This is a genomic window from Ruegeria sp. CDSC052, assembly GCF_059610685.1.
In genome coordinates, this window is the sequence record NZ_JBXWOB010000002.1 from 65,644 (window position 1) to 89,564 (window position 23,921).

At 57.7% G+C, this 23,921-nt stretch carries 27 protein-coding genes; 11 read left to right on the forward strand and 16 right to left on the reverse strand.

All coding sequences use genetic code 11. From position 1 onward, the window contains the following. The first annotated feature begins 60 nt into the window (after window positions 1–60). From AC2FIM_RS05635 to AC2FIM_RS05650, 4 genes are all read left to right on the forward strand, one after another. Window positions 61–468 carry a cupin domain-containing protein gene (locus AC2FIM_RS05635; protein WP_496707994.1) on the forward strand — a complete coding sequence of 136 codons (408 nt, stop codon included), beginning with the start codon at window positions 61–63 and terminating at the stop codon, window positions 466–468. Window positions 469–553: 85 nt separating this feature from the next. Then, window positions 554–2,950 carry a phenylalanine--tRNA ligase subunit beta gene (gene pheT, locus AC2FIM_RS05640; protein ID WP_496676694.1) on the forward strand — a complete coding sequence of 799 codons (2,397 nt, stop codon included), beginning with the start codon at window positions 554–556 and terminating at the stop codon, window positions 2,948–2,950. Window positions 2,951–3,213: 263 nt separating this feature from the next. Beyond that, window positions 3,214–4,014: a hypothetical protein gene (locus AC2FIM_RS05645; protein WP_271948556.1), complete on the forward strand. Its 801-nt coding sequence runs from the start codon at window positions 3,214–3,216 to the stop codon at window positions 4,012–4,014. A gap of 222 nt (window positions 4,015–4,236) precedes the next feature. Beyond that, a complete protein-coding gene (locus AC2FIM_RS05650; RefSeq protein ID WP_271948554.1) occupies window positions 4,237–4,686 on the forward strand; it encodes a YtoQ family protein in 450 nt (149 codons plus the stop codon). Window positions 4,687–4,722: 36 nt separating this feature from the next. Here the strand turns inward: AC2FIM_RS05650 and AC2FIM_RS05655 are convergent, their stop codons facing one another. After that, window positions 4,723–5,421, reverse strand: a complete 699-nt coding sequence (locus AC2FIM_RS05655; RefSeq protein WP_271948552.1) for a glutathione S-transferase family protein — start codon at window positions 5,419–5,421, stop codon at window positions 4,723–4,725. 134 nt (window positions 5,422–5,555) lie between these two features. On the opposite strand from AC2FIM_RS05655, the gene mscL reads away from it, so the two are divergent. Together mscL and AC2FIM_RS05665 are read left to right on the forward strand one after the other, a co-directional pair. Then, complete coding sequence (mscL, locus tag AC2FIM_RS05660) at window positions 5,556–5,984, forward strand: large conductance mechanosensitive channel protein MscL (protein ID WP_142635318.1); 429 nt, start codon at window positions 5,556–5,558, stop codon at window positions 5,982–5,984. A gap of 98 nt (window positions 5,985–6,082) precedes the next feature. After that, complete coding sequence (locus AC2FIM_RS05665) at window positions 6,083–6,892, forward strand: mechanosensitive ion channel family protein (RefSeq protein ID WP_281995264.1); 810 nt, start codon at window positions 6,083–6,085, stop codon at window positions 6,890–6,892. A gap of 194 nt (window positions 6,893–7,086) precedes the next feature. Here the strand turns inward: AC2FIM_RS05665 and ald are convergent, their stop codons facing one another. Further along, the gene (gene ald / locus AC2FIM_RS05670) at window positions 7,087–8,205 is read right to left on the reverse strand and encodes an alanine dehydrogenase (protein WP_271948547.1); all 1,119 of its coding nucleotides are present in this window, start codon (window positions 8,203–8,205) and stop codon (window positions 7,087–7,089) included. Window positions 8,206–8,341: 136 nt separating this feature from the next. On the opposite strand from ald, the gene AC2FIM_RS05675 reads away from it, so the two are divergent. Beyond that, window positions 8,342–8,800 carry an Lrp/AsnC family transcriptional regulator gene (locus tag AC2FIM_RS05675; protein ID WP_142635322.1) on the forward strand — a complete coding sequence of 153 codons (459 nt, stop codon included), beginning with the start codon at window positions 8,342–8,344 and terminating at the stop codon, window positions 8,798–8,800. A 1-nt stretch (window position 8,801) separates the two neighbouring features. On the opposite strand, the gene AC2FIM_RS05680 is transcribed toward AC2FIM_RS05675, so the two are convergent. After that, window positions 8,802–9,641 (reverse strand): CPBP family intramembrane glutamic endopeptidase, encoded by an 840-nt coding sequence (locus AC2FIM_RS05680; protein WP_281972593.1) that lies wholly within the window; start codon window positions 9,639–9,641, stop codon window positions 8,802–8,804. Window positions 9,642–9,917: 276 nt separating this feature from the next. Between AC2FIM_RS05680 and ppk2 the strand changes: the two genes are divergently transcribed. After that, window positions 9,918–10,835 (forward strand): polyphosphate kinase 2, encoded by a 918-nt coding sequence (gene ppk2 / locus AC2FIM_RS05685; protein ID WP_142635326.1) that lies wholly within the window; start codon window positions 9,918–9,920, stop codon window positions 10,833–10,835. Window positions 10,836–10,893: 58 nt separating this feature from the next. On the opposite strand, the gene AC2FIM_RS05690 is transcribed toward ppk2, so the two are convergent. Beyond that, window positions 10,894–12,021: a CAP domain-containing protein gene (locus tag AC2FIM_RS05690; protein ID WP_142635328.1), complete on the reverse strand. Its 1,128-nt coding sequence runs from the start codon at window positions 12,019–12,021 to the stop codon at window positions 10,894–10,896. A 267-nt stretch (window positions 12,022–12,288) separates the two neighbouring features. Further along, window positions 12,289–12,495, reverse strand: coding sequence for a 30S ribosomal protein S21 (gene rpsU / locus AC2FIM_RS05695; protein WP_005614280.1), 207 nt, complete (start codon window positions 12,493–12,495; stop codon window positions 12,289–12,291). A 111-nt stretch (window positions 12,496–12,606) separates the two neighbouring features. Between rpsU and AC2FIM_RS05700 the strand changes: the two genes are divergently transcribed. Both AC2FIM_RS05700 and AC2FIM_RS05705 read left to right on the forward strand, forming a co-directional pair. After that, the gene (locus AC2FIM_RS05700; protein WP_496676681.1) at window positions 12,607–13,299 is read left to right on the forward strand and encodes a COQ9 family protein; all 693 of its coding nucleotides are present in this window, start codon (window positions 12,607–12,609) and stop codon (window positions 13,297–13,299) included. Window positions 13,300–13,361: 62 nt separating this feature from the next. Beyond that, the gene (locus AC2FIM_RS05705) at window positions 13,362–14,348 is read left to right on the forward strand and encodes an NAD(P)H-quinone oxidoreductase (RefSeq protein WP_496676680.1); all 987 of its coding nucleotides are present in this window, start codon (window positions 13,362–13,364) and stop codon (window positions 14,346–14,348) included. Window positions 14,349–14,357: 9 nt separating this feature from the next. Here AC2FIM_RS05705 and AC2FIM_RS05710 read toward each other — a convergent pair whose 3' ends face one another. After that, a complete protein-coding gene (locus AC2FIM_RS05710; RefSeq protein ID WP_496676677.1) occupies window positions 14,358–15,215 on the reverse strand; it encodes a DUF2189 domain-containing protein in 858 nt (285 codons plus the stop codon). Window positions 15,216–15,410: 195 nt separating this feature from the next. On the opposite strand from AC2FIM_RS05710, the gene AC2FIM_RS05715 reads away from it, so the two are divergent. Further along, the gene (locus AC2FIM_RS05715) at window positions 15,411–16,394 is read left to right on the forward strand and encodes a quinone oxidoreductase family protein (protein WP_496676674.1); all 984 of its coding nucleotides are present in this window, start codon (window positions 15,411–15,413) and stop codon (window positions 16,392–16,394) included. A gap of 44 nt (window positions 16,395–16,438) precedes the next feature. Here the strand turns inward: AC2FIM_RS05715 and AC2FIM_RS05720 are convergent, their stop codons facing one another. The 10 genes from AC2FIM_RS05720 to AC2FIM_RS05765 all read right to left on the reverse strand — a co-directional run bounded on the left by AC2FIM_RS05720 (window position 16,439) and on the right by AC2FIM_RS05765 (window position 23,893). Continuing rightward, complete coding sequence (locus AC2FIM_RS05720; protein ID WP_271948532.1) at window positions 16,439–16,972, reverse strand: outer membrane protein; 534 nt, start codon at window positions 16,970–16,972, stop codon at window positions 16,439–16,441. Window positions 16,973–17,233: 261 nt separating this feature from the next. After that, window positions 17,234–17,710 carry a YHS domain-containing (seleno)protein gene (locus AC2FIM_RS05725; RefSeq protein ID WP_142635340.1) on the reverse strand — a complete coding sequence of 159 codons (477 nt, stop codon included), beginning with the start codon at window positions 17,708–17,710 and terminating at the stop codon, window positions 17,234–17,236. 216 nt (window positions 17,711–17,926) lie between these two features. After that, entirely contained in the window at window positions 17,927–18,763 is an 837-nt protein-coding gene (locus AC2FIM_RS05730; protein WP_496676671.1) for a fatty acid desaturase, read from the reverse strand. A gap of 65 nt (window positions 18,764–18,828) precedes the next feature. After that, the gene (locus AC2FIM_RS05735; RefSeq protein WP_496676669.1) at window positions 18,829–19,371 is read right to left on the reverse strand and encodes a GbsR/MarR family transcriptional regulator; all 543 of its coding nucleotides are present in this window, start codon (window positions 19,369–19,371) and stop codon (window positions 18,829–18,831) included. Between the two features lie 81 nt (window positions 19,372–19,452). After that, the gene (gene plsY, locus AC2FIM_RS05740) at window positions 19,453–20,061 is read right to left on the reverse strand and encodes a glycerol-3-phosphate 1-O-acyltransferase PlsY (RefSeq protein ID WP_142635346.1); all 609 of its coding nucleotides are present in this window, start codon (window positions 20,059–20,061) and stop codon (window positions 19,453–19,455) included. Next, on the reverse strand, window positions 20,061–21,341 hold the full coding sequence (gene pyrC, locus AC2FIM_RS05745; protein WP_271948526.1) for a dihydroorotase: 1,281 nt from the start codon (window positions 21,339–21,341) through the stop codon (window positions 20,061–20,063). Before pyrC ends, plsY begins: the two co-directional genes overlap by 1 nt. Next, window positions 21,338–21,724 (reverse strand): hypothetical protein, encoded by a 387-nt coding sequence (locus AC2FIM_RS05750; RefSeq protein ID WP_271948524.1) that lies wholly within the window; start codon window positions 21,722–21,724, stop codon window positions 21,338–21,340. Before AC2FIM_RS05750 ends, pyrC begins: the two co-directional genes overlap by 4 nt. Next, window positions 21,709–22,227, reverse strand: coding sequence for a hypothetical protein (locus AC2FIM_RS05755; RefSeq protein ID WP_271948522.1), 519 nt, complete (start codon window positions 22,225–22,227; stop codon window positions 21,709–21,711). The genes AC2FIM_RS05750 and AC2FIM_RS05755 overlap by 16 nt, the downstream gene beginning before the upstream one ends. After that, window positions 22,224–23,159 (reverse strand): aspartate carbamoyltransferase catalytic subunit, encoded by a 936-nt coding sequence (locus AC2FIM_RS05760; RefSeq protein WP_142635354.1) that lies wholly within the window; start codon window positions 23,157–23,159, stop codon window positions 22,224–22,226. Before AC2FIM_RS05760 ends, AC2FIM_RS05755 begins: the two co-directional genes overlap by 4 nt. Window positions 23,160–23,233: 74 nt before the next feature. Continuing rightward, the gene (locus tag AC2FIM_RS05765; RefSeq protein ID WP_271948520.1) at window positions 23,234–23,893 is read right to left on the reverse strand and encodes a scavenger receptor class F, member 2; all 660 of its coding nucleotides are present in this window, start codon (window positions 23,891–23,893) and stop codon (window positions 23,234–23,236) included. Between the last annotated feature and the right edge of the window lie 28 nt (window positions 23,894–23,921).

Genomic DNA, 23,921 nt, shown 5'->3' on the forward strand with positions numbered 1-23,921 from the left:
TGACAGCCCCCTACATCCGGGGTCATCTGCGCAGGCCATCTGACCAAGGAGCCTTGCCCGATGAAACCCCTGCTGGTGACCGCCGCGATCCTGACCGCAACCTCTGCCCTGGCGCGTGATGCCTATCCGCCTGTTGATGTGTTGCTGCAAACGGACAAATCCGTGATCGGAGAGGCGCTGGAATACCCGGACGGCACGCCGCAGATCACCATGGCCATCATTACCATGCAGCCGGGTCAGGTGACCGGTAGTCACCGACATAATGCTCCGCTGGTGGCCTATGTGCTGGAAGGGGAAATCACTGTCGATTACGGCGCGGCGGGGACAAAGACCTACAAAACCGGTGATGCCTTTGTCGAAGCGTTCCGATCCCCGCATGTGGGGGAGAATACGGGCGAAAGCATCGCGCGGATTTTGGCAGTGTTTGCCGGATCGGATAGCGTCGCCAACACAGTTGCCGAACAGTAGGTGATCATGTGGCACACGGCCTCTTTCCCCTTGTCTGAATATCCGTTACACGCGGGCTGACCCAAGATTATGCGGAATACGACCGATGAAATTCACCCTTTCCTGGCTCAAGGATCACCTGGACACTGACGCGTCGGTCGATGAGATCGCCGAAACGCTGACCGATCTGGGGCTCGAAGTCGAAGAGATCGTCAATCCGGCGGACCGACTGGCGGGCTTTACGCTGGGAAAAGTGACCCATGCCGAACAGCACCCTGATGCCGACAAGCTGCGGGTCTGTACGGTTGCGACGGATGAGGGTGATCTGCAGATCATCTGCGGCGCGCCCAATGCGCGCGAAGGTATCACTGTCGTGGTCTGCAAACCGGGCATGTATATTCCGGGCCTGGACATCACCATCAGCGTCGGCAAGATCCGCGGTGTCGAAAGCTTTGGCATGATGGCCTCGGAGCGCGAGCTGGAGCTGTCGGAAGAGCATGACGGCATCATCGAGCTGCCCTCGGGTGAGGTCGGCGATCAGTTCGTTGACTGGCTGGCCGAGAATGATCCCGCAAAGGTCGATCCGATGATCGAGATTGCGATCACCCCGAACCGTCCCGATGCGCTGGGCGTCGCCGGGATCGCGCGCGATCTGGCGGCACGCGGGGTCGGCACGCTGAAAGAGCGCGACTATGTGCCGGTGCCGGGCGATTTCGTCAGCCCGATCAAGGTGACGATTGATGATGACACGCTGGACGGAGCACCGCATTTCACCGGACGTCTGATCAAAGATGTCAAGAACGGCCCCAGCCCGCAGTGGCTGCAGGATCAGTTGAAGGCGATCGGCCTGCGTCCGATCTCGGCCTTGGTGGATATCACCAACTATATGACCTTCGACCAAAACCGTCCGCTGCATGTCTTTGATGCGGACAAGGTTCAGGGCAACCTGCGCGTACATAGGGCCAAGGGCGGCGAAAAGCTGGTGGCGTTGGACGAAAAGGAATACACGCTGCAACCGGGCATGATGGTGATTTCGGACGACAACGGCCCGGAATCCATTGCAGGGATCATGGGCGGCGAAGAAACCGGCTGTACCGAGGATACCGTGAACGTCTTCCTCGAAAGCGCGTTCTGGGATCATGTGCAAATTGCACTGACAGGCCGGGCGTTGAAAATCAACTCGGATGCGCGGTACCGATTCGAGCGCGGCGTCGACCCGGAATACACGCTGGAAGGATTGGAACATGCAACGCAGATGATCCTGGATATCTGCGGTGGCGAGGTCTCTAAAGTAGTTGAGGCAGGCAAAGCACCAAACCATGCGCGATCCTACAAGTTGGACTCGGCCCGGGTGCAATCGCTGGTCGGGATGGTCATTCCCGAAAGCGAGCAGCGCCAGACCCTGACCCGTCTGGGTTTCCGCCTTGAAGGCGAGATGGCCCATGTCCCCAGCTGGCGCCCCGATGTCATGGGCGAGGCTGATCTGGTGGAAGAGGTCGCACGAATTGCCTCCCTGACCAAGCTTCAGGGCAAGCCGCTGCCGAGGGTCACTGATGGCATTCCGAAACCGGTTATGACAGCCACTCAGCGCCGCCAGTCGATGGCGCGCCGCACCTGTGCCGCATTGGGTTATAACGAATGCGTCAGCTATACATTCATTGATCAGGCATCTGCAGCACTGTTTGGCGGTGGCGATGAAGCGACGCAGTTGGAAAACCCGATTTCGTCCGAGATGAGCCATATGCGCCCCGATCTGCTGCCGGGGCTGTTGCAAGCGGCGGCCCGCAATCAGGCGCGCGGCTATGCGGATGTGGCGCTGTTTGAAGTTGGCCCAGTTTTTCACGACGGCGAGCCAGGCGATCAGAAAATCCAGATTACCGGCCTGCTAGTCGGTCGCGACGGCCCCAAGGATGTGCATAGCGCCACACGCCCGGCGGATGTGTTCGACGCCAAGGCAGATGCCGAGGCCGTTTTGGCCGCCATCGGCGCACCCGCCAAGGTTCAGATCCTACGCGAGGGCGACGCCTGGTGGCATCCGGGCCGACACGGCAAAATTTGTCTGGGTCCGAAAAAGGTACTGGGCGTTTTCGGCGAGTTGCATCCGCGTGTGTTGCAGGCGATGGACATCAAGGGCCCGGCGGTGGCTTTCACTATCTGGCCGGATGAGGTGCCTCTGCCGCGTAAATCCGGGGCGACCCGCGCGGCGCTGGAGCTGCGCGATCTGCAGGCGGTCGAGCGTGACTTTGCTTTTGTCGTCGATGAAGGCGTCGAGGCACTGGCGCTGGTGAATGCCGCTGCCGGGGCCGACAAGGCGCTGATCGAGGATGTGCGCGTCTTTGATGAATTCATTGGCGGCAGCCTGGGTGAGGGCAAGAAATCTCTGGCCATCACTGTTCGGCTGCAGCCAACAGATGTGACCCTGAAAGAAAAAGACATCGAAGCGGTGGCCGAGAAGATCATCGCCAAGGTTTCCAAGGCAACAGGCGGCGTTCTGCGCGGCTAACGCGACCGTAATCCAAATGCAAAGCGCGCCAATTGGCGCGCTTTTCTCGTTTCTCAGACGCCAGTGTTGCCGTGCTGCAACGTCCCTGCGTCCTGAAAATCCAGGGGTTGAGTGGAATCACCCCCTGGCCGTAAGTCCAGCCCCCTGATGCAATCACAATCCGGAGTCTGCCAAATGCCAGATCCCAGCCTCGCAAAAGCAATGCCCAAACCCTGATTGCCCGCCAACTGACCGGCGGGCCTGTTTCCCGTTGGAGAGTTGTCATGAAACGCCAAGACATCTCGATGATCCGGCAGATTCTGCCGGAAGAGATGCCATTCTACTATTATACCGACCGGCAAAGCCCCTGGTTGCTGTGCCAGTCGATGGAGGCCGAAATGTCGGTTTCGGATCTAAAGCAATCGGGGCTGCCCCCTTTGCTGGCGCGTCCTTTGCTGAAACCCATGATCGCGCGGTGCGGTGGGGTTTTGCGGAGGCACGATGTGCTGGCCGTGGCCCATGCGGATCGCGCCGTGCGTCTGAAGGGACTAAGCCCTGCGGCGTTCCATGGTTTAGAAGCGGTCTATCAGTCCGAATGGCTGGATTTCTGCCTGAGCTTTGAGCGCTGGTCTGGTGAACAAACCACGCGCAAGGCGCATAACATTGTGGTGCAGTTGGGCTTCCCGACCGAGCACGCCGAGCTGTTGTGGAAATTCGAACAGCGCGCGGCGGTGGGTGCGTTCCAAAGCTGTTGGCACCCGGTACGCACGCATGGCCGTCCGACTCTGGCCTGGTGTCGCTTGGATATAGATTTAACAAGTGGCTATTGTCTGATTGAAGAAATTCAGTCCGACTGGTTGCGCTTTGTCGGCCATGCCCGGCGTCGACTGCAATGCCGGGCGCCCCGGTCGCGTGAGTTACGTTTGACGCGTGAATACGAGCAGGCGCTGCAGCAGAAATACGCGAAAATATGGGCCGAGGTCATGATGTTGGCAGTGTTGGTGCTGCTGCGCGACGAATTCGCCGTTCGCGAAGTCTGGATGCACCAGCCAGAACCGGGCGCGCAGCTGAAAGGGATCACCTGAGGACGGTTGCCGCCTCGGTCGATCTATACCCGTTTGCCCCGCAGTTTCGGGTTCGAGCCAACATCCGAGATGCCGGGGTTTCTGGGAAGCAAGCAGCGCAGCGCGGCCCGTAAGGCAGTTCCCAACGGGCAGCCGGTGTTTTGGCGGCTGGCTTTCTGAGCCCCCCCTTGGGTCAGGTCCATTTTGTCTTTAGGGTCGCCAATAAAATCAAAGGAGAAATCAATGGGCCTGAACGTCTACCTGTCCGGAGAGATACACACCGATTGGCGCGAGCAGATCATTGACGGGGCGAAAGGGTTGGACATTTCGTTCAACAGCCCTGTCACGGTTCACGAAGCCAGCGACGATTGCGGCGTTGCAATTTTGGGGTCCGAGCCAAACAAGTATTGGCATGACCACAAGGGTGCGATGGTCAATGCGATCCGAACCCGCAAGGGCATTTCAGACGCGGATGTCGTGGTCGTCCGCTTTGGCGATCAATACAAGCAATGGAACGCAGCCTTTGACGCGGGATATGCGGCGGCTTTGGGCAAGTCGATCATCGTAGTGCACGGGCCAGATCATCAGCACGCGTTGAAAGAGGTTGATGCAGCTGCCCTGGCTGTTGCTGAACATCCCTCGCAGGTGGTGGATGTGCTGCGGTATGTTTTGACGGGTAAGCTTCCAAGCTAAATGGATGGGGTGAGGTATTGCCTCACCCCACACGTGTTAACCTGGGGAAGGAATCTGCAGCCCGCGCTGAACGGCGGGACGCGCAAGAAACCGATCAAGATAAGATTGGAGATTTGCGTACTCATCCCAGCCAACAATGTCTCGGGCACCATAAAAATCCAACCCGCGCAGCCAGGGGACGATTGCAATGTCGGCGATCGAGTAATCCCCGGCGATCCATTCCTGGCCATCAAGTTGATTGTTCACGACATTCAACAGCCGCTTTGCCTCGTTGAGATAGCGCTCACGGGGGCGCGGATCTTCGATCTCTTTCCCGGCGAATTTGTGGAAAAAGCCAAGTTGCCCAAGCATGGGACCAATTCCACCCATCTGGAACATGAGCCATTGGGTAATGCGATGTCCGTCGCTTTGTGTCTGGCCCATGAATTTCCCTGACTTCTCGGCCAGATACAACAGGATCGCACCGCTTTCAAACAGGCCCAGGGGATGTCCATCAGGACCGTTCGGGTCAATGATTGCAGGGATTTTGTTGTTTGGGTTCAGCGACAGGAACTCGGAGCTTTTGACATCCGCATCCGCAAGCGTGACCAGATGTGCCTCGTAGGGCAGGCCGGTTTCCTCAAGCATGATCGAGGCTTTGACGCCATTAGGCGTCGGATAAGAATAGAGCTGAATGACCGAAGGGTCTTTGGCGGGCCATTTGTCTGTAATGGAATAAGACGCAAAATGTGTCATGGGGTCTCCTGAATAAGCCGATTGGGGAAAAATAGTTACGATTTCCCATAAAAACATACATTTTATAGTGCAATTAGCGCACAGTTGCCGTGCGTTTAGGCGCATAAAAATGACAACAGGGAAAGAGGGAAGGTATGTTCCAGGAGTTCAAGACATTCATTGCCAAAGGCAATGTCATGGATATGGCGGTGGGTATCATCATTGGAGCCGCATTTACCGCAATTGTTACGTCGCTTGTTGGTGATCTGATCAATCCATTGATTGGCCTGTTTACGGGTGGGGTTGATTTCACCAACAACTACTCCGTTCTGGCCGGTGATGTCGCCGAAGGGGCGAGCCTGGAAGCGGCGCGGGAAACCGGTGCTTCTGTTTTTGCATATGGTGCGTTCATCATGGCGATCATCAACTTTCTGATCATCGCCTGGGTGGTTTTCATGCTGGTCAAAATGGTGAACCGGGTCAAAGAGGCGGCAGAAGAGGAAGCACCGGCGGAAGAAGAAGCGCCAGCCGGGCCAAGCGAGCTGGACATCCTGATGGAAATCCGCGACGCACTGAAAAAGTGACTCCTGCAGTTACGGCAGAAGAGGAGCCCACCAGATAGGTGGGATTCAATTAACGATCTGAAAGCAGAAGGAAACCCGAATTGGAGCAGACGATGGAAATGGCAAATCAAGCCATGGATATGGCAAACGGCTATGTGCCAATCTTGATGAGTGCGGGCAAGGCTCTGATTGTTCTGATATTGGGCTGGATTGCGGCAGGAATGATCGCTGGGGTTGTTCGCCGCCGTATCAACAAAACGCCCCATATTGATCCGACGCTGGGCAATTTTGCCGCCAGCATGATCAAATGGGCCATTCTGGCCATGGTAATTGTGGCTGTTCTGGGCATCTTCGGGATCGAAGCAACCAGTATCGTTGCCATTTTGGGCGCTGCTTCGCTGGCCATAGGCCTGGCGCTGCAGGGTACACTTAGTGATCTGGCGGCAGGCGTGATGTTGGTTGTCTTCCGGCCGTATAAGCTTGGCCAATATGTCGACATCGGCGGAACAGCCGGAACTGTCAAAGATCTGAATCTGTTCACGACCGAACTCGTGACCCCCGACAATGTGCAGATCATTGTACCCAATGGCCAGGCTTGGGGGTCAGTTATCACCAACTACTCGGCACACGAGACGCGTCGTGTAGATTTGGTGTTTGGTATCGACTATGGCGATAGCGCGGATGAGGCGATGAAAATCATTCTGGACCTCGCAATGGCTGATGGGCGCATCCACGGCGATCCCGAGCCCTGGGTGCGGGTCACAAATCTGGGGGACAGCTCGGTCGATCTGACGGCGCGCTTGTGGTGTGCCGCTGTCGATTATTGGGATGTCAAATTTGAAATGACCAAAGCAGTCAAAGAAGCGTTTGATGCAAAAGGCGTTTCGATTCCATACCCGCATTCGGTCGAGATCCAGAAACAGGGATGATGCTCCCGCCCGTCGCTCGGGCATTGAAATACCCTCCTCCGGTTGGGCCCGGCGCCGCGCTAATCGCGCGGCGTCGTTGTTTTTGGTGCCCCGTTCAACGCTGTGAACAGGTCACGCCGCTTCGAAAAGGCGGCGCTATGCCCAACGCTGCAAACGCCCTCGGGAGAGGGCGCTTCAGGGGATGGAGGCTTTCGTCAGGATTTGATGACGACGTTGGGGGATACCACGTCAATCCCAAGCGCTTTGCCAACCGCATAATAGGTGAGTTGGCCGGCGTGAACGTTCAAGCCAGCCAGCAGGTGCGGATCATCCTGACAGGCCTGTTTCCATCCTTTATCTGCCAGTGCTAGCATGAACGGCATTGTGGCGTTGCCCAGTGCTATTGTTGATGTTCTTGCAACCGCGCCGGGCATGTTGGCCACGCAGTAATGCATGACGCCGTCAACTTCATAGATCGGGTCCGCATGGGTTGTGGCCTTTGAGGTTTCAAAACAGCCGCCCTGATCGATGGCAACATCTACCAGAACCGCGCCGGGTTTCATCGTGGACAGCTGCGCGCGCGTCACCAGTTTCGGCGCTGCCGCACCCGGGATCAGCACAGCGCCAATCACCATGTCGGCTGTCTGGATCAGCTCCGCGGTCGCACCTGCAGTTGAATACTGGTTCTTGAACTGACCGCCGAACACGTCGTCCAGATAACGCAGCCGGGGCAGAGACCGGTCCAGTACCGTCACATCCGCGCCCATACCTGCAGCGATCTTGGCGGCATGGGTACCGACGACGCCCCCACCGATAACCACAACTTTTGCTGGACCAACGCCGGGGACGCCACCCATCAGCACTCCGCGGCCGCCATTCGCCTTTTGCAGCGTCCAGGATCCGACCTGTGGTGCCAGACGGCCCGCAACCTCGGACATGGGTGCAAGCAGGGGCAGACCTCCATTTGCATCGGTCACTGTCTCATAGGCGATAGCCGTACAGCCCGATTCCAGCAGGTCATGGGTCTGATCCGGATCCGGGGCCAGATGCAGGTAGGTGAACAAAAGCTGCCCTTCACGCAGCATCTTGCGTTCGCCCGCCTGGGGTTCTTTGACTTTGACAATCATCTCTGCGGTGGCAAAAACTTCTTCTGCACTGTCCACGATGCGGGCACCTGCGGCGACGTAATCATCGTTGTCAAACCCGGCGCCAATGCCAGCTCCGTTTTCGATTATCACGTCATGGCCACGAGACACCGCCTCTTGTGCGGCGTTGGGCGTCATGCCGACACGGAATTCTTGCGGCTTGATTTCTTTGGGGCAACCGATTTTCATTAGGTCTCTCCGTTCCTAAACTGCCTAAATAATGGGCGGTTTCGGGTGCAATTTCTGTGAAACTCTGCCCGCATTCCGGCTTTTCTTCGGGAAAATCTTCGCTACAATGGGTAAAACCCGCAAAGGAATTGCGTGTATGAGCCTTGATACGACAGATAGAAAGATTCTAGCCGCCTTGCAGCGGAATGGTCGTATGTCGAATGCCGAATTGTCCGAGCAGGTGAATTTGTCGCCTTCGGCCTGCCACAGGCGGGTACAGAGGCTTGAGGCCGATGGCTATATCCGCAACTACGTTGCCTTGTTGGACGCGCGCAAGATGAATGTGCCAACAACGGTGTTTGTCGAGATCACCTTGCAGGGCCAGGCCGAGGAAGTACTGGAGGCCTTCGAAAAAGCTGTTGCGCGGATCCCGGATGTTTTGGAATGCCACCTGATGGCAGGAACTGCGGACTACATCCTGAAGGTCGTTGCCGAAAACACCGAGGATTTTGCCCGCATCCATCGCCAATATCTGTCTCGACTTCCAGGCGTGGCACAGATGCAAAGTTCATTCGCGCTTCGGACTGTGTTCAAGACGACGGCGTTGCCGGTTTAACCTAGGCTGGGCCGGGATAGGTGAAAATCACCAGATGCGCCGCGTTAAAGGCGAAATGCATCAGAACCGGAACCCAAAGACGTCCTGTCGCGTAATATCCCAGGCCACATGCCGCGCCAAGAAGGGCTGCAAAGAAAACCAATGCAGGTCCACCTGCAAAATGTGCAAGCCCGAAAAGCAGGCTGGCCGCAGCAATCCCCGCAGCAGCCCCCAGGCGTTTGGAAAGTGCTGATTGCAGATAGCCACGGAAAAAGGCCTCTTCCGTGAGGCAGGTCAGAAACAGGTTGGAAAGTGCAAAGATCATCCACCAATGGGGAAGGGTGAACTCTGGCCGGATGGCACCAACTGAGAGGCCAAGTAGAAACAGGGCCGGCAATGCGACCAGCCCGACCGCCAGCGGCGATTTGCGTATATACGCTACCCCATCATTCATGCGTGGCCAGGCCAGAAGGACGGCGAACAGGATCAGAGGCTTGTCCAGGTTCAGGTACATCGTGAAATCGGTGCTGCCCGGACCGGAATGAGCCTGGTCCAGTACCAGAAGGTTATGAAAGCCCGGAACCAGATGTGCGCCCATGGCCAGGCACCACAGGATCAAGGCGATATGTCCAACAAAGGAAAACGCACCGTTCAAACCGCGTAGCATCAACGCTCCGGTAAGACCTGCTGACGCAATAGCTGCGGCAAAGGGCGTGACCAGACCCAAGGTCAGAGCAATCAGGCCAAAACAGGTCAGCAGAACGAACCCCAAAGACCATTTCCCTGAAACAGCGCATATCTGCGCGGCGATCAGGATAAACCAGGGCCAAACAACCGGCAGAACAGATATGAAATGCGCCACGGCCCCTCTCTGAAATGACCTGTGCTTTGATGCCCTCAGAACACTCGGGCTGGCAAGTCATGTTAACAGGCTTCATACAAGCTGAAGTAGGGGTGGCTCTGGCGATTGAATGATCCAGCCGAGCGGAAATGCCAAGTTTCCGAATTCCTGGGGCAGTGATCTTGCTGACCCCGGCAGATAAGCTTAGAAAAAGGCTTTCATCTACCTCTGTGATGACATCAGGCGGTTACACGCGCCTGATAGGGTCCTGACCCGTTAATTGATAAGGAGCAGACCTTGACCGACGAATTTAACCATGCACCAAAAGACTGGCTCGAAGCCGAGTTGGAAGACGCGCTGGACGAAGATTTTGAGATCGAATTCAGCGAGCCCATGCTGTCGGTGGAAGTGCGGAAGATCTACAAGGATCAGCATCCCGACATGCTGGATCGCAAAGTCTATTTCCGTAACTTGCTGCGACTTCAGGCTGAACTGATCAAGGTGCAGGACTGGGTGCAACATACCGGTGCCAAGGTCTGTATCCTGTTTGAAGGCCGGGACAGTGCTGGCAAGGGTGGGGTGATTAAGCGGATTACGCAGCGCCTGAATCCGCGTGTTGCCCGGGTGGTTGCTCTGCCGGCGCCCAGTCGTCGTGAGCAGAGCCAGTGGTATTTCCAGCGTTACGTCCCGCATCTGCCCGCCGCCGGTGAGATCGTTCTGTTCGATCGGTCCTGGTATAACCGTGCCGGGGTCGAAAGGGTGATGGGGTTTGCCAGCAATGATCAGGTTGATCAGTTCTTTCAGGACGTTCCCGAATTCGAACGGATGTTGGTTCGATCCGGGATCATCTTGCTGAAATACTGGTTCTCGATCACGGATGAGGAACAGCAGCTGCGATTCCTTATGCGGATTCACGATCCTATGAAACAGTGGAAACTGTCCCCCATGGATCTGGAATCCCGTATCCGCTGGGAGGCCTATACCAAAGCCAAAGAGGACATGCTGTTCCGTACCAACATCCGAGAGGCGCCCTGGTACATCGTCGAAGGCAACGACAAAAAGCGTGAGCGCCTGAACTGTATTGAGCATCTTCTGACCAAGATCCCCTATACGGATGTACCGCAGGAAAAAGTTGATCTCCCGGATCGCAAATATAATCCGGAATACGAACGGCGTGTTTTGCCGGACGAGCTGTACGTGCCCAAGATTTACTGATCACGAAAAACGCCCCCGGTTTCCGGGGGCGTGGCTTTAGTTTTCGCTTGTCCGGCCTTCAGAACACAAAGTCGTCTCTGGCCAGGTCCGATAACAAGGTATCTTCTAGTGTCAGGGTGTGGCCGTTACCGGCATCGATGATGACGTCATTTCCGGATTGCGAAATGTGGTTCTTCATCAGATCGTTATACCCAACGATAGACTTGGCCTGCCGGAGGTTGACGATATCCTCGTCGGTGAAATCCGTCACAGTATCCGCGCCCTTGGTGAAGTAGAATTGATCCACTCCGGTGCCACCGGTCATGACATCTGCTCCATTGCCACCAAGCAATTTATCGTTGCCAGCGCCACCGATAAGAATGTCGTTGTCCTGCCCGCCTTTAAGCACATCGTTTCCGGCGCCGCCGTCCAGCTGGTCAATGCCATAGCCGCCTTTCAGAAGGTCTTTGCCATCACCCCCATTCAGGTCGTCATTATCAGCACCGCCAACCAGAGTGTCATTTCCGCCTTCGCCGTTCAGGGTGTCGTCGCCGGAGCGGCCAAGCAGCTTATCTCGGCCGCCGCCGCCAACCAGGATATCATCACCGCCGCGCCCATCCAAAAGGCCAGCCTGTCCGGATTTCAAAACGAACCAGTCATCCGCAGCAGTGCCGATCTTGCCAGCCCTGACGTCCAACTGCCCCGAGGGCGGTGGAGGTGTGGAGCCACCGGAACCACCCGAACTGCTGGTATCAAGCTGCAAAGGCGCAGAGGTCCGTGCAAAGTTCTGGGTCACCATGATGGCGTTCCAGCCGTCATAGTTTCCGACCTCAATCCCAATTCCGATAACGGTCACGTTGGCGTCCAGAATATTCGCGCGATGGCCGGAACTGTTCATCAGGCTGTTGTGCAGATCCTGAACATCATCCGACAGCCCCGGCGCTCCGCGGACACTCTGCCATGCGATGTTTTCAGTCGCACGCCAGCTTCCGGAGAATTCGAAGCCCGCATCTTCCATTCTGTCCGATGGTCGCGAACCCCCGGCGCCGGTATGGCTGAACTTATCGACGTTCAGCATCCACTCGCTGTGATCTTCCGCCGCTGCGTTCAGCCGAAGCTCAAGCTTGACCGGTTGTAAGCCCGCCTTTGCCCGCTCTGCATTGATCAATGCGAGCATCTGCCGCTCTAGATCGCTGGCCGTTGACATGATTCTGCCTCCAATAGATTGCGTTATTTTGGCGGGACATTAGTGGCGAGAACTTGGCGACGAGAAGACACAATCGTGCCGCTCGCGGTTGGTGGGCAGATCGCCACCGGAAGTTGAATCTGAGTTCGCGATTTATCGCGCATTGACGCTGGGTTGCGTCAGCCAGTCGCGAAAAAGCGCGCAACGTCACCCTGAAAACGACAAACCCCCGGGCGATGCCTCGGGGGTCGTCAAATAGTGTCATCCAAAACTGGACGAGGAAGGTGCTTAGAGCAAACCTTCGCGCTGTGCTTTCTTACGTGCCAGTTTACGGGCACGGCGGATCGCTTCAGCTTTCTCGCGCGCTTTTTTCTCGGACGGTTTCTCGAAATGTTGCTTAAGCTTCATCTCGCGGAACACGCCTTCGCGCTGCAGCTTTTTCTTCAGGGCACGAAGCGCCTGATCGACGTTATTGTCGCGAACACTAACCTGCATGTGGTTGTCACCACCTTTCTAGATAGAGTTGCAAGGAAATTGCAGGAATTGGCCGTATAGCAAAGCGCCTCTATCTTGTCTAGTACTGGTCCTGATAACCGGAGAACCGCCATGACCACCACCTATGAAGACGCCAAGCAGCAGCTTTTGGATGCGATGCTGACACATGTTCCCTTCGATGGCTGGTCGGAAACCAGCTTTCGCGCGGCGATTGAAGAATGTGGAATGGATGACGTTCTGGTGCGGGCGATTTGTCCGCGTGGTGCCGTTGACCTGGCGTTGGCATTTCATGCGCGCGGGGACGCGGTGATGGCAGATCGCCTTAAAACTGAGGATTTGGGCGATATCAAATTCCGTGACCGGATCGCTGCTGCCGTCCGGTTCCGGCTGCAGGCCGTGCCGGATAAGGAACTCGTGCGCCGGGGTATGACCATGTTTTCGCTGCCAAGCCACGCGGCTGATGGCGCAAGGGCAGTATGGCAAACCTGTGATCTGATCTGGGACACGCTGGGGGATACCTCGGAAGATGTGAACTGGTACACCAAGCGGGCGACATTGTCGGGGGTCTATTCCTCGACCCTGTTGTTCTGGTTGGGGGACGATTCGCCCGGGAATCAGAAAACGTGGGAGTTTCTGGACCGTCGTATCGACAATGTCATGCAGTTCGAAAAGCTTAAGGGGCAGGTGAGGGACAATCCTCTGTTCAGACCGTTTCTTGCTGTTCCGAATTGGCTGGCCGGGCAGGTGAAGGCTCCGACTAAAACCCACGGCACGCTTCCCGGATTCCTGACACCGCGCAAGTAGTCCTCTTGCTACTGGGCCTTGACGTTTCAGCCTGCTAGGCATTGGCCAAAGGAGATCTACCCATGACTCAGATGATGCGCGCCATTGAAATCACCGAACCCGGCGGTCCGGATGTTCTGCAACTGACAGAACGCCCGATGCCCCAAGCTTTGGCCGGTCAAGTGATCCTCAAAGTCGCCTATGCGGGGGTGAACCGCCCGGACGCTCTGCAGCGCGCCGGTGCCTATAATCCACCTCCGGGTGCCAGTGATCTGCCGGGTCTTGAGGCCGCGGGTGAGGTCGTGGCCGTCGGGGCGGGGGTCGAAGACCTATCCGTTGGCGATCAGGTCTGTGCCTTGCTGCCGGGCGGCGGCTATGCCGAATATGTGGCCACACCTGCGGCGCATTGTTTGCCGGTGCCAGCGGGGATGGGCCTGAAAGAAGCCGCCTGCCTGCCCGAGACCTTCTTTACCGTCTGGTCCAATGTCTTTATGCGCGGCAGCCTGAAGGCCGGTGAGCGGTTTCTGGTGCATGGTGGTTCCAGTGGTATCGGCACAACGGCGATTCAGCTGGCGAACGCCTTTGGAGCGCGGGTTTTTGCCACTGCAGGCTCGGCTGAAAAATGTGAGGCCTGTGAAAAGCTGGGTGCCGAACAGGCGATCAACTACCGTGACGCGGATTTCGTAGCCGCGATGCGGGCCGAGGGCGGGGCGAACCTGATACTGGACATGGTGGGCGGCGACTATATCCCACGCAACGTCAAGGCGCTGGCCGAGGATGGACGGCTGGTGCAGATAGCCTTCCTTCAGGGGCCCGTGGTCGAGCTGAATTTTGCGCTTATGATGGTCAAACGGCTGACCTTGACTGGCAGTACCCTGCGCCCGCAAAGCGATCTGGCCAAGGCAAAAATCGCTTCGGATCTGCACGAAGCGGTCTGGCCATTGCTCGAGGCGGGAAAAGTTGCCCCTGTCATGGATAGTGAGTTTGATCTGGCTGATGCGGCGGCGGCCCATGCCCGGATGGAAAGCTCTGGCCATATTGGCAAGATTGTTCTGAAAGTTGCGGGATAAAGCTATGTTTCAGGCCACAGCACGCCGATAGAGATGCCAGGTGGCGTGGCCCAGTACCGGCATCACGACGATCAGGCCCAGCAACATCGGGATCGCTCCGATGACCAGCAGCGCGGCAACGATGAATCCCCAGCTCAGGATGACGCCCGGATTGCGACGCAACACCCGTACGGATGTCACCACGGCGACCGGAACGCCCACTTTGCGGTCCAGCAGCAGCGGAAAGCTGACGACGCTGATTGCCAGAGCGACGAGGGCAAACAGAAACCCAACAGCGTTCCCGAACAAGATCATGGTCCATCCAGCGGCGGTGGTGAACACTTGGGTTGGAAAGGCACCCAGCGACGCGGGCAGGTCAGGGCCGAGTGTCTGAACATAGATGCTCTGCGCGACCATCAGCCAGACCAGAAACAGCATGACCATGTAAAACGCCAAAGCCAGAATTGCACCCAGGGAAGGGGACCGGAATACGCCAAACGCATCCAGCCATCCAGCCTCGCCACCTTGTTCTCGTTTGCGGCTGATTTCGTACAGGCCAAGGGCGGCTACCGGACCCACAAGCGCAAAACCACCAACCAGCGGTGCCAGCAGTGGAACCATGTTTGTGTTCAGCCCAATTCCGAACATCAGAAAACCTGCGATCGGATAGATGAGCACCACGAATATCGCATCGGCCCTTGTATCCAGAAAATCGCTGTATCCTGCCCTCAGGCAGGCCCAAAGATCATCCATCGTCAGCGTACGAACCACTGGCAGGTGCCGTGTATCCGCGCTGCCGATATGGCTGATGTTTTCAGCTAGGTGATCCCCGGTTGCACCTATGTTCCGTGCCGCCCAGGTGATCGGATTGCCAATCGTTTTGTCCATTGCCGTCCCCTCCTGCATTGCGATGTTGCGCAGCGGGGTCAATCCGGCGACTTGTTGCTTTTGGCCGGACCAGCCAGCAACGCCTTGGGCATAGTATAGCACAAATTTTCGCGTTTGGGTTGCGCCTCGCGTAATCGTGTCGATTGCCCTGCGTCACAGGCATGTTAGCTTGGCCTGAGGCTAGAGGAGGACAACATGCAGAAAACGGCACGAACCGTCGTCATCCATGAACACGGCGGCCCCGAGGTTCTGAAGATCGAAGATCGCCCACTTGGTGAACCCGGCCCCGGTGAGGTTCGTATTCGTCATCATGCCTGCGGGCTGAATTTCATTGATGTATATCAGCGCACTGGGCTGTATCCGCTGGATCTGCCTCAGGCTTTGGGCATGGAGGCCGCTGGCGTGATCGAAGCCGTCGGGGAAGGTGTAACGCATCTGGAACCCGGGCAGCGCGCGGCCTATGCTGCCTCTCCACCCGGAGCCTATTGCGAGGCACGGGTCATGCCCGCCGCACAGGTGTGCCCGCTTCCGGATGGAATTTCTTTTGATGCGGCGGCCGCGATGATGCTCAAGGGGATGACAGTCGAATATCTGTTTCATCGCACCACACCGCTAAAACGCGGGGATACCGTGTTGTTTCATGCAGCTGCCGGGGGTGTTGGCTTGATTGCCTGCCAATGGGCCAAATCCGAGGGGATCACGTTGATCGGTACTGCCGGAACCGATGAAAAATGCAGTTTGGCGCAGTTCAACGGTGCCGCGCATTGCATCAATTACCGGACCGAGAACTTTGCCGAGCGTGTCGCGCAGATCACCAAGGGCAAAGGCGTAGACGCGGTGATGGATTCTATCGGGTCGGACACGTTTGACGGGTCGCTCGACAGCCTGAAACCGCTGGGCATGATGATCTCGTTCGGCAATGCTTCTGGCCCGGTGCCTTTGATCGACATTGGCATTCTGGCCAAGAAAGGATCGCTCAAGATAACGCGGCCAACGCTCTTCACACATATTTCGGACCACGCGGTCTGTCAGGCCATGGCGCGGCGCCTGTTCAACAAGGTCGAAGGCGGCGAGGTCAAAATCCACATTGATCAGAGGTTCCCGCTGGATCAGGTGGCCGAGGCCCATCGCGCACTTGAGGCGCGCCAAACCACAGGCAGCACTGTTCTTGAGCTGTAAATGAAAGGAACCCGGCGTTTGTGCCGGGTTCCGTCACTGTTTTCTTAGAACCGGTAGGTGGCGCGGGCCTGGATTGTGGTCGCGTCCACATCAATTCCGGTCGAATCGAAATCGTTGAATTCGTGATACAGGATTTCGCCTCCAACGCTGACATTGGGGGCGACAATTTGTTCATACCCAGCGCCGATGAACCAACCATCGTCACTGCCAAGATTGTCCGTACTCGCCTCGGCATAGCCCCCGATACCATATAGCAGCCCCACCGGAGTCACTTTGTATCCGGCGCGTGCTTTCAGGCGCCAAACGTCTTCGACCTCGACGCCGGGGGTCAGTTCAATGCTGGTCCAGTCATAGTCAAAACCGCCACCGACAACCCAATCCCCCAGATCATAATCATATCCCAACACGATACCGCCAATCGCGCCATCACCGTCGACGCCCGAAACATTGGTGTCGATATCGGCATAGCCGACCTGAAGGCCGCCGTAAAAGCCCGTCCAGTTGCCCGAGGATTGCGCCGAGGCGCCTCCGGCCGCAATAGAGGCGATAAAGGCCGCAATAAAAAATCTACCTGTCATTCTGTTAACCTTTCTTTCGAATTGGTCTTCAGCAAACCTGTGCTGCTCATTTGTACGTGGTATTGCCAGGGCCCGGTCTGACGACCGGATCGCTGTTTTTTGGCTGTTTCCGTACCTGATCTCTGTGCCGCCGCTTCGGGGCACTGGCCCACGTTTTTTGGGCTCGTTCCTGCTTGAACAACTAGGGTGAAAAATGGCGGTTTCAAATGGTAATCGGCGGCAGGGTGAACTGCCGCCGATCCGGTGTTTTTCTTGGGCGGATTATTGCGCCTGCAATTCCGAAGGGCTCTTGTCGGCGATATCTTTCCAGTTGGTGTCGGCGCGCTCGTTAAAGCCGGGGATGTCGCCTTCCCAACGTTCCTGAATATCTGCGGACAGATTCAGGTACAGCTTGTTGTCGACGATTCTCCAGTAGTTCGGGTCGCCGTCAAACTTGAAGCCCATCGCGGTGCCGAATGCGCAATAGCCACCATATGCAGGCAGGTAGGCATCGGGGTTTTCTTCAAACGCGACTTTGTTTTCTTCCGAGGCAAAGCGGTACAAGGCTTCGTTGTGCAGCGCAGTGATGCGGTAATCGCCCTTGGTGGCTTCGCCAGCGGTGAAGTAAGCGACCGGGTCATAGCCCTGCAGCGCCAGACCGGTCGAACTTGCGTTCAGTTCGACGCCTGCAGCCAGGGTTGAGCTTGCGATGGCAACAGACAGCGCGACGCCGCCGATAAGGGATTTGATCTTGTTCATTGTTTTCACCTTTCGTGAATCGGACTGCCGGGGGATTCCGTAATTGAGTCTGGGCAACCCTGATTGTTTTGTTCCGTGCGGTCGGTAATTGGCCGCCACGACCCCGAAGTGGGCAGCGTATTGATCACGTTCAAAACAACTAATGGTGATTGTGTGCTGGCAAACGGATCCTGTGCATTTCCGCTCAGGATCCTTGGGTGCGCGTATCAGTAAGGATTAGGGTTCTACCCGGAACCGGCGGGGTTCCAGCCAGCCGATGACCGGCTTGCGACTTGCGGCATATCCTGCAACCGAACGTTCCAGCCGATCCGCGAGAACGGGCAACCGGCTGACAGGAACCTTCGGGAACAGATGGTGTTCGCGGTGGTAGAACATCAGATAGGCCAGCCGCGCCAGCACCCCGCGCTGACTGCGCGCGGCAACGCCACTGTCATGCGTGCCCTGATGGGTTATCCAGACCGCAAACAGGGCGGCAAGGCATTGGGCTGTGCTCATCGCAGCCACGTGCAGCAGCAGGGTTTGCGATCCGCTCAGCACAGCAGCGGCGATCACGGCAAGCACCAGCCCCCAGTCGATCAGGATGCGACGACGGGCCTTGGTGTTGGCGACCCGCCAGGCCGCACGGTTGATGTCGAAGGGAAACCGGGGTCCGTATACCAAGACCTGCGCCAGGGTCATGTGCCCGCAATTCCCCTCGCAATCGCCCGGACCCATGGCGTGTTTGTGATGCAGCAGGTGGCATTGGCAGAAAGCGTGATTAGAACCCAACATAAGCGCGCTGAGCACATGCATCACCAAGGAATCCTGCCGCCGCGACAGCCCGAGATTGCCATGGATCGCTTCGTGGTTCAGGCGCAGGGCGCACAGAAAGAACAGAAAGCTGGCCATAGCACCAAGTGGCCAGAGGGCAGTACTGTAGAGCGTCAGAGACAGCAACAACCAAGGCAGCGGTAGCATCAGTTCCTTGATCTTGTCCCAGCGGTTCAGGGGAACCAGGTCGGCCCATTGGATGCCTTTCGGGGCGCGTTCGGGCGGGCGTTTGGGCTGGATCATGTCATGCTCCTTCTTACATCATATTCTGTAATTTCTGTATTGAGAGAAATTTGGAGGCAAAATTTTTAGGGCGACTTGTCTCCTTGTCCCTTTGGCAGCAGCCGGGCGATGCGTCCGCCAAGTTTGACGATTGCCAGTTGAACGCGGCGAGGTAGACGGTTCACATCGACATACCAGTCGTCGAACATTTGCATGGTTTCTAGCGTCTCATCAATCCGCTGGCGCACTTTGGGCGAGGTGCCGTCATTCTGAGCCTCTTGGGCAACGATACGCAGCGCGGCCAATGTGGGCGCATATTCACGTTCGCGGCGGCCTTCGACCACAGCTTTGGTCAGGTCAAACATGTCCCGGATCGAATGAAAGTGATCGCGCCGGTCACCCAGGTTTCGGCTGGCTTTGATCAGCTTCCAGCCTTGCAGTTCCTTCAGCCCGGTCGAGACGTTCGAGCGGGCCAGCCCGAGCGTTTCACAGATCTCATCTGCAGTCATCGGTTCGGGCGAGATGTGCAATAGCGCGTGGATTTGCGCGACCGAGCGGTTCACACCCCACTTGGTACCCATTTCCCCCCAATGGAGGATAAAGTCGCGCATGGATTCAGTAAGGTGCATGATTGTATCCAGTAATTTCTGTAATAACAGAAATTACAGATAGAAATGATTCGATCAAGAACCAATTAACTCAGGCGGATATCAGGTCTTGGACCCGATCCTGGGTTCGGTGCCAGCTTTGATGCGCGAGATATTGGCGGCATGGCGCCAGTACACAAGCAATGTCAGGACGATTCCCAGAATAAACGTCGACCCGTCACTCAAAACCATGACCCAGGTTGTAGACAGGGACGCTGCTGCAAGGGCCCCAAGCGACGAAATCCGCCAGATGGCAGCGGCCACCAGCCAAGTTATGCAGCAGGCAATGCCCACGCCCCAGTCAAGCGCTAGCCAGAGGCCCAGAAAGGTCGCGACACCCTTGCCACCTTTGAAGCCCAACCAGACTGGAAAACAGTGGCCCAGAAACGCGGCCAATGCGGCGACCTGTACGGCGTCTTCCCCGGCCATGGCACGGGCGAGCAAGACGGCAGCGGCTCCTTTACCGGCGTCAAAGATCAGAGTCAGCGCGGCGGCGGCCTTATTGCCGGTGCGAAGTACATTGGTCGCCCCAATATTGCCCGACCCGATATCGCGCAGATTTCCCAGTCCCATCACCTTGGCGATGATCATGCCAAAGGGGATCGACCCCATCAGGTATCCAATCGCGGCCCAGAGGATCAGCTGGGTCATCGTACTGTCGATCAGGGGCATCAGGGTCTCCGGTAAACTTCTTGGCCTGCCACATAGGTTGCGGTGACCTTACCTTGCATCCTCTGGCCGTCAAATGGCGTATTCTGCGATTTGGATCTAAGCGTGAACCGGTCCAGCACAAAGGGCACATCCGGATCGAACAGAACCAGATCGGCCGGCGCGCCCTCAGACAGGCGACCGCTGTCCAGACCCAGTCGTTTAGCCGGGTTCAGAGCCATCGCGCGGAACAGAGTCGGCAAGTCCAGTTGATCAGAATGGTACAGGCGCAAAGCCGCAGGCAGCAAAGTCTCCAGCGCCACCGCGCCCGAGGCCGCCTCTTCAAACGGGAGGCGTTTGCTTTCTTCGTCCTGTGGCGTGTGCATGGAACTGATCGTGTCGATCAGACCTGCCCGCACCGCTTCGATGACAGCCTGCCGGTCATCTTCCGACCGCAGCGGAGGTTTGACCTTGAAGAAGGTGCGATAGTCGGCCACGTCCAGCTCATTCAGCGTCAGATGGTGGATCGAGGTGCCAGCAGTGATGTCAAGCCCGTTCCGCTTGGCCCGTTCCAGCGCGGGCAGGGCGCGGGCGGTGGTAATCTGATCGGCGTGATAGGCCGCACCGGTCATTTCCAGCAACGCAATGTCGCGGTCCAGCCCCATACGCTCGGCCATTGGGGAAACGGCGGGCAATCCGCGCAAGGCGGCGAATTTGCCGCTGGTGGCGGCGGCGCCAGCGCTCAGCCCCGGTTCCTGAGGGTGGGCGATCACCAGCGCACCGCAGGATTTCGCATAGGTCAGCGCGCGGGTGAACACTTTGGTATCTGCAATGACATGATCACAGTCGGTAAAGGCGACGGCACCGGCATCCAGCAGAAATCCGATCTCGGTCATCTCGCGCCCTTCGCGCCCTTTGGTCAGGGCCGCCATGGGCAGCACGTTGACCGGGGCATCCGCCTGTGCGCGCCGGGTCGCAAATTCCAGCGTTTCCGGCGTGTCCACGGCGGGAAAGGTATCGGGGCGCGTCACGATCGTGGTCACACCCCCTGCCGCCGCCGCCAGGCCTGCGGATTTATAGCTTTCCTTGTGCCGCTCGCCCGGCTCGCAAACCTTGACGCCGAGATCGACTATGCCCGGTGCCAGGCAATGCCCGCCGCAGTCGATGACCTGCGCGTCAATCGACGGGGCCGCACCTTCGCCCTTGGCCACGATACGGCCATCAGCCACATGCACCCATCCCGGTGCGTCCGCGCCAATTTCGGGGTCGATCAGGCGGGCGTTGGTGAAGATCAGATTGCTCATGCCATGGCCCTTTCAATAGCGGTTTTAGTAGCGGCGGAATCTGCCTGATACTTGATCAGGTGCTTGTCCCCGCCTTTTGTGACGATTTGAACAAAGCTACCCATGGTTTTGACAGCCTCGATCTGGTTCAGCGCCACTTTGCGCGGGCCAGGGCCGGTCAGAGTAGTGTCTGTCATTTCCCATGCGGCCGTCAGCTCTTCTGAGGCCAGATACCACGCACGAATGCCGATTGCAGCAAGGCCCGCTGGCGCGCCGGTCCACACATAGGGGTTACCGATCAGCCAAAGGATGATCATGGCCCCTGCCATAGCCGCGGCTGCCATCCACGTGTTGGTACGGATATAGGCCCCTTTGTCGGGTGGGAAAGTCACAGGATCAGCCATAGGGCACCTCCGATAACCAGAAGGATCAGCAGCACCAGAACCGCAGAGCCCATGCGACGCGGTCTGTCATTTTGCGGTGCGGATTGCGGCGCCGAATACGGTTTCGCGCTTTCCGTCTCAATCCGGCCACCTGCCCAGCTTGTTGCTTCTTCGGTGTAGAGGCCGATCAGGCGCAGCCTGCGGTCGGGGCGTAAAGCGGCTGCACGACCGCGAAATGCGGCGCTGCGGACCACCAGAACCCAGCCGTCAATCGCATCCAGAGCTGTGTGGTCCAGCTGATCTGCGGACACGTCGCAGCCCTCGGTCAGATAGCCATAGAGGCCTAGGTCTTCGAGGTCCGAGACCGGAAAGACGTCAACCTGTTCGGGATCCAGCCCCGCTACCCCTAGAATCTGATCGACGGCTCCGGGTTCGCGCAGAAACTTGGCCTCCTCCGGGCGCATGTCGAGTGCGAACAGGCGGATAACGCCGTGTTCATGGGATGCGACGGCCAGATCGCTCATGCGGCCTCGCGCAGATTGCGGGCCAGCAGTTCCATCGCAGCCATGCGGACGGCGACACCCATCTCAACCTGCTCCTGAATGACCGAGCGGTTGATATCATCGGCTAGCGTTCCGTCAATCTCGACCCCGCGGTTCATTGGGCCGGGATGCATTACAATGGCATCGGGTTTGGCCTGCGCCAGTTTGGCGGCATCCAGCCCGTAGCGATGATAGTATTCACGTTCCGAGGGGATGAACCCGCCATCCATCCGCTCTCTCTGAAGGCGCAGCATCATCACGACATCGACGTCTTGAAGGCCTTCGTTCATATCGTCATAGATCTCGGCTCCAAACTCGGCAAATTGGCTGGGGACCAGCGTTGGCGGGCCGATCAGGCGAATGCGGTTTTCCATCTTGCCGAGAAGGATCAAGTTCGACCGCGCCACGCGGGAATGGGCAACGTCGCCGCAGATCGCGATGTTCAACCGGTGCAGGCGACCCTTGGCGCGGCGAATGGTCAACGCATCCAGCAGCGCCTGTGTCGGGTGCTCATGCCGCCCGTCGCCTGCGTTCAGTACGGCGCAATTCACCTTCTGCGCCAACAGATCAACCGCGCCGGAATGCGGGTGCCGCACCACCAGAAGGTCGGGATGCATTGCGTTCAGCGTCATCGCCGTGTCGATCAGCGTCTCACCCTTTTTGATCGAGCTGGCCTGCATTGCCATATTCATCACATCCGCACCCAGCCGCTTGCCTGCCAGTTCGAAACTGGCCTGAGTACGGGTCGAGTTCTCAAAGAACATGTTGATTTGCGTCAGCCCCGCCAGCACATCCGAGTGCTTGTTCGGTTGCCGGTTCATCTCGACATAGGTCTCGGCCAGATCAAGAATGGCAGTAATATCGGATTGGGACAGGTGCTCGATGCCAAGAAGGTGACGATGGGCGAAACGCATGGGCGGACTCCTGTCTGACAATCGGCCCGCTTATAGAAAGCCGCGCCGCGCAAGGCAACCTTGGGATCAAGGCGTTAGGGCAGTTTCTCACACCCACCCTCGGGCAAGCACTGTTCGCCGGGTTTGCACCATTTGCCATAGCCGCAGTCGATCGCCTTAACCGGCACACATCCTTGGTGGTTCGAACATTTGAATCCAGGGCGGCATTGTGATCCGGTTTTCTCGCACAAGAACCAACCGGGCTGTGCGCATCCTCCGCCTGGCAGGCAGGATGATCCGGCCGCACAGGTCAAGCCGTCGTCACAGGTGATGGGGCTGCCGCTGGTGGCTGAATCCGGGTCGAATTCGGGGGTGTTTCGCTGGCATTCCCCGCGCGCGTTGCAAAAGCTGTCGCCGGGGCAGTCCAGACGCGTGGTGCATGCGTTGGCTCCTTTGGGTGCGCAGCGTAGACCGCCTGCCACGCAGCGCTCGAACGGGCCGCAGCTGCGGCCGCCGCCGCAATAGGTGCCGCCCAGCGGGATGCAATGATTGTCGAAACTGCATCTTTGCCCACCGGAACAGCACCGACTGCCACAGGCGAACTGCCCCGCGCGGCACTGATCGTTTCGATCAAACAGCTGCGCCGAAATAGGCCCGCTGACCAAGGCCAGAAGCGCCCAAATTGAGAGGAATCGAAACAGGATCAGCATGATTGCCCCAATGGTCGGTGCGACCGAGCGCGCAATCAAGGCCAATTCGCTTTCCCTCGGTCAAAAGGAGGTT

Coding starts and splice junctions, on each gene's coding strand:
- AC2FIM_RS05635 (WP_496707994.1), top strand. CDS start 61: ATGAAACCCCTGCTGGTGACCGCCGCGATCCTGACCGCAACCTCTGCC.
- pheT (WP_496676694.1), top strand. CDS start 554: ATGAAATTCACCCTTTCCTGGCTCAAGGATCACCTGGACACTGACGCG.
- AC2FIM_RS05645 (WP_271948556.1), top strand. CDS start 3,214: ATGAAACGCCAAGACATCTCGATGATCCGGCAGATTCTGCCGGAAGAG.
- AC2FIM_RS05650 (WP_271948554.1), top strand. CDS start 4,237: ATGGGCCTGAACGTCTACCTGTCCGGAGAGATACACACCGATTGGCGC.
- AC2FIM_RS05655 (WP_271948552.1), bottom strand. CDS start 5,421: ATGACACATTTTGCGTCTTATTCCATTACAGACAAATGGCCCGCCAAA.
- mscL (WP_142635318.1), top strand. CDS start 5,556: ATGTTCCAGGAGTTCAAGACATTCATTGCCAAAGGCAATGTCATGGAT.
- AC2FIM_RS05665 (WP_281995264.1), top strand. CDS start 6,083: ATGGCAAATCAAGCCATGGATATGGCAAACGGCTATGTGCCAATCTTG.
- ald (WP_271948547.1), bottom strand. CDS start 8,205: ATGAAAATCGGTTGCCCCAAAGAAATCAAGCCGCAAGAATTCCGTGTC.
- AC2FIM_RS05675 (WP_142635322.1), top strand. CDS start 8,342: ATGAGCCTTGATACGACAGATAGAAAGATTCTAGCCGCCTTGCAGCGG.
- AC2FIM_RS05690 (WP_142635328.1), bottom strand. CDS start 12,021: ATGTCAACGGCCAGCGATCTAGAGCGGCAGATGCTCGCATTGATCAAT.
- rpsU (WP_005614280.1), bottom strand. CDS start 12,495: ATGCAGGTTAGTGTTCGCGACAATAACGTCGATCAGGCGCTTCGTGCC.
- AC2FIM_RS05700 (WP_496676681.1), top strand. CDS start 12,607: ATGACCACCACCTATGAAGACGCCAAGCAGCAGCTTTTGGATGCGATG.
- AC2FIM_RS05705 (WP_496676680.1), top strand. CDS start 13,362: ATGACTCAGATGATGCGCGCCATTGAAATCACCGAACCCGGCGGTCCG.
- AC2FIM_RS05710 (WP_496676677.1), bottom strand. CDS start 15,215: ATGGACAAAACGATTGGCAATCCGATCACCTGGGCGGCACGGAACATA.
- AC2FIM_RS05715 (WP_496676674.1), top strand. CDS start 15,411: ATGCAGAAAACGGCACGAACCGTCGTCATCCATGAACACGGCGGCCCC.
- AC2FIM_RS05720 (WP_271948532.1), bottom strand. CDS start 16,972: ATGACAGGTAGATTTTTTATTGCGGCCTTTATCGCCTCTATTGCGGCC.
- AC2FIM_RS05725 (WP_142635340.1), bottom strand. CDS start 17,710: ATGAACAAGATCAAATCCCTTATCGGCGGCGTCGCGCTGTCTGTTGCC.
- AC2FIM_RS05730 (WP_496676671.1), bottom strand. CDS start 18,763: ATGATCCAGCCCAAACGCCCGCCCGAACGCGCCCCGAAAGGCATCCAA.
- AC2FIM_RS05735 (WP_496676669.1), bottom strand. CDS start 19,371: ATGCACCTTACTGAATCCATGCGCGACTTTATCCTCCATTGGGGGGAA.
- plsY (WP_142635346.1), bottom strand. CDS start 20,061: ATGCCCCTGATCGACAGTACGATGACCCAGCTGATCCTCTGGGCCGCG.
- pyrC (WP_271948526.1), bottom strand. CDS start 21,341: ATGAGCAATCTGATCTTCACCAACGCCCGCCTGATCGACCCCGAAATT.
- AC2FIM_RS05750 (WP_271948524.1), bottom strand. CDS start 21,724: ATGGCTGATCCTGTGACTTTCCCACCCGACAAAGGGGCCTATATCCGT.
- AC2FIM_RS05755 (WP_271948522.1), bottom strand. CDS start 22,227: ATGAGCGATCTGGCCGTCGCATCCCATGAACACGGCGTTATCCGCCTG.
- AC2FIM_RS05760 (WP_142635354.1), bottom strand. CDS start 23,159: ATGCGTTTCGCCCATCGTCACCTTCTTGGCATCGAGCACCTGTCCCAA.